A 2,996-nucleotide genomic window follows, 5' to 3' on the forward strand; every position below is an offset into this window, starting at 1 on the left:
CCGGCCGCGGCGCCGGTGCGGGAGGCCGGCCGCTCGCGTCGGGCACGGTCGCGGTGACCCCCGCCCACGGCGAGCAGTGCCGTGAAACCCACGGCCCCGAGCACGAACGTCCACCAGGGCAGGAGGTCGTCGGCCAGCGCCGACGGCACCGCGTAGACACACAGCAGGACGAGTCCGGTGGCGGCGGGCGCCGCGGCGGCCACGGCGAGCGTGTCCACCACCACCGCGACCAGGCCGAGGGCGAGGGTGACCAGGCACAGGATCCCGGCGGTGCCCGCGACCGGGGGGACCCCGGTGCGGATCTGTTCGAACGCCGCGTTCAGCAGCGCGTCCAGCTCGGCGAACGCCGCGGGGCCGGGCACCACCGCGAGGATCCCGCTCTCGGTGAACACACCGGTCACCAGGGCCAGCAGCACCAGCAGCTGTGCGGGCGGCACGAGTGGTGCCGGGGTCCGGACCGACCGCAGGGCGAGGCCGGTGCAGCCCACGAGCACGACGGCCACGGCGACCTGCGCGAGCCAGGCCGTCCCCGCGAGGACACCGGTCAGTGAGGTCGCGGCCCCGATCGTCGCGCCCGCCGCGAGCACGGGGGCGGACAGTTCGACCGGGTGGGCCGATCGCGGGGTGCGACCGGCACGCGCGTGCCGGGGACGGGACGGGGTCATGGCGCCCTCCCCGCCACCGGGGCCGGGGAGATCCCCGTCCGGCAGAGTTCGGCCCAGACGTCCGGGACCGCGCTGTGCGGGGCCGCCACCACCACCGACCAGCCCGCGGCCCGGAGCAGTCCCGCGGCCTCCTCGACCGTGACCTCGGGTCCCCGGTCCCCGCCCGGGGCGGGCGGATCCTCCGGAACCCTCGCGCGGTCCGTCCACGCGGGGGTGTCGAGCAGGACGGCGAGACTGCGCGCCGCACGGGGCCGGTAGCGGGTCAGCTCCCGCACCGACTCGGCGCCGATGGTCCCCAGGACGGCGATCAGCTCCTGTCCGTGGCCCGGGTCGGTTCCCGGCACGATGTCGCGTTCGTGCGTCGGCCGCAGTGCGGCGAGCGCGTCCAGGACGGCGCCGTCGTGGGCGTGCCCCGCGCCCTCCGGCACGTCGGCGATCGGCCTGCCGTGTTCGCTGACCAGGCGGACACGCTGCCCGGCGTGGCCCAGGTGCAGACACACGCTCGCGGTGAATTCGACGGCCCACTCCAGGCTCGCGCCCGGGCCCGAGCCACGGTGGGCGGCCGAGCGGTGGTCGAGCAGCACCGTGGTGCCGGAGCGCCAGGGCCGTTCCTCCACCCGCACCATGATCTCGTCCCGGCGGGCGGTGGAGGGCCAGTGCACCTTGCGCAGGTCGTCACCCTGCCGGTACTGGCGCACCATGACGTCGGTCTCGCCCTGGCCCGCCCGCAGCCGCACACTGTTGTCCTCGCCGGTGCCGATCCCGGACCCGGACGGCAGCCCCCGCAGGGTCACCACCCGTGGTACGACCACCAGGCGGGAGGTCGGGACCAGCTCACGGTCGAACTCGCACAACCCGAACGGGTCGGTCACGGTCGCGCGCAGCGGGCCGACCTGCTGGATCCCGCGCACCGTGGGCTGCACGTGGTAACGCAGCGACACCGGTTCGTGCCGCCGGGGCAGGCGCTCCGCCACGAACCGTGGCCGTGCCCCCAGCGCGTAGGGCAGGGCGTCCTCGACGAGCACCTCACCCGCGGGCATCCGGCCGGTGCGCCACAGGTCGAGACGGACCTCGCTGCGGCCACCGACCGGCACCCGTTCCGCGTCGAGGCTGCGTGCCGCCGCGATCCGGACCTTCGAGACGGCGGTGAGCAGCACGACGAACAGGGGGAGGGCCACCACGAACACCGCCACCCGCAGCAGGTCCCGCTCGTTCAGCACCGCCGCGCACACCCCCGCGGCGACCCCGGCCGCGAGCAGGCAGCGGCCCCGCGTGGTCAGCCCGGACAACGACCGCACCATGCGCCGCTACCGTGCCCCGGAACCGCCGTGCGGAACGGGCACCCGGTGCAGTGCCGCACGCACCACGTCGGTGGCCGACCGCCGCGCCGCGTGGGCCTCCGTGGTGAGGACCAGCCGGTGCGCCAGCACCGGGACCGCGATCGCGTGCAGGTCGTCCGGGATCACGAACTCCCGGCCCGCCAGCGCGGCCTGCGCGCGGGAGGCACGGATCAGGTGCAGTGTGGCCCGCGGGGACGCGCCCAGCCGGACCTCCGGCATCTCCCGGGTCGCGGTGACCAGGTCGACGGCGTACCGGCGCACCTCGGTCGCGACGTGGACGGCGCGCACGGTCTCGACCAGTTGCCGGACGGTGGCGCCGTCGGAGACCGGTTCGAGGTGCCCGAGGGGGTCGTGTCCGGAGTGTTCGTCCACCATGGCCAGTTCGGCCTGCGGGTCCGGGTACCCGAGGGACAGCCGTGCCGTGAACCGGTCCCGCTGGGCCTCGGGCAGCGCGTAGGTGCCCTCCATCTCCACCGGGTTCTGCGTGGCGATCACCATGAACGGCGCGCCGAGCCGGTACGTCGTGGACTCGACGGTGACCTGCTGCTCCTCCATGCACTCCAGCAGTGCGGACTGGGTCTTCGGGGAGGCCCGGTTGATCTCGTCGCCCACCACGATGTTCGCGAACACCGGGCCGGGGCGGAACTCGAACTCGGCGCGCTGCCGGTTGTAGACGGAGACACCGGTGACGTCGCTCGGCAGGAGGTCCGGGGTGAACTGGACCCGGCTGACCGTGCAGTCGATCGACCGGGCGAGCGCCTTGGCCAGCGAGGTCTTGCCGACCCCCGGGACGTCCTCGACCAGGAGATGCCCCTCGGACAGCAGCGTCACGAGCGCGATCCGCACGACGTCGGGTTTGCCGACCAGCACGCGCTCGATGTTGTCCGCGATCCGGCGGACGGTTTCGTGCAGCTGGTCGAGACCTCCGTCGGCGCCGGGGGCGTGCGGCCCGGGCCCGGTGGCGGGACGGGGCGGCCCGGTGGCGGCCGGG

General features: G+C 75.2%; 3 protein-coding genes. All 3 read right to left on the bottom strand.

Annotated features, from left to right (window positions below):
* Positions 1-665: TgpA N-terminal domain-containing protein (locus SACPADRAFT_RS25190; RefSeq protein WP_007027086.1), on the bottom strand; the 665-nt coding region annotated here is incomplete at its 3' end.
* Complete coding sequence (locus SACPADRAFT_RS0202660; protein ID WP_007027085.1) at positions 662-1,966, bottom strand: DUF58 domain-containing protein; 1,305 nt, start codon at positions 1,964-1,966, stop codon at positions 662-664. The genes SACPADRAFT_RS25190 and SACPADRAFT_RS0202660, both read right to left, overlap by 4 nt.
* A gap of 6 nt (positions 1,967-1,972) precedes the next feature.
* Positions 1,973-2,917, bottom strand: coding sequence for an AAA family ATPase (locus tag SACPADRAFT_RS0202665; RefSeq protein WP_028662160.1), 945 nt, complete (start codon positions 2,915-2,917; stop codon positions 1,973-1,975).
* Positions 2,918-2,996 lie beyond the last annotated feature (79 nt).

It is taken from the genome of Saccharomonospora iraqiensis subsp. paurometabolica YIM 90007 (assembly GCF_000231035.2).
GTDB lineage: Bacteria > Actinomycetota > Actinomycetes > Mycobacteriales > Pseudonocardiaceae > Saccharomonospora > Saccharomonospora paurometabolica.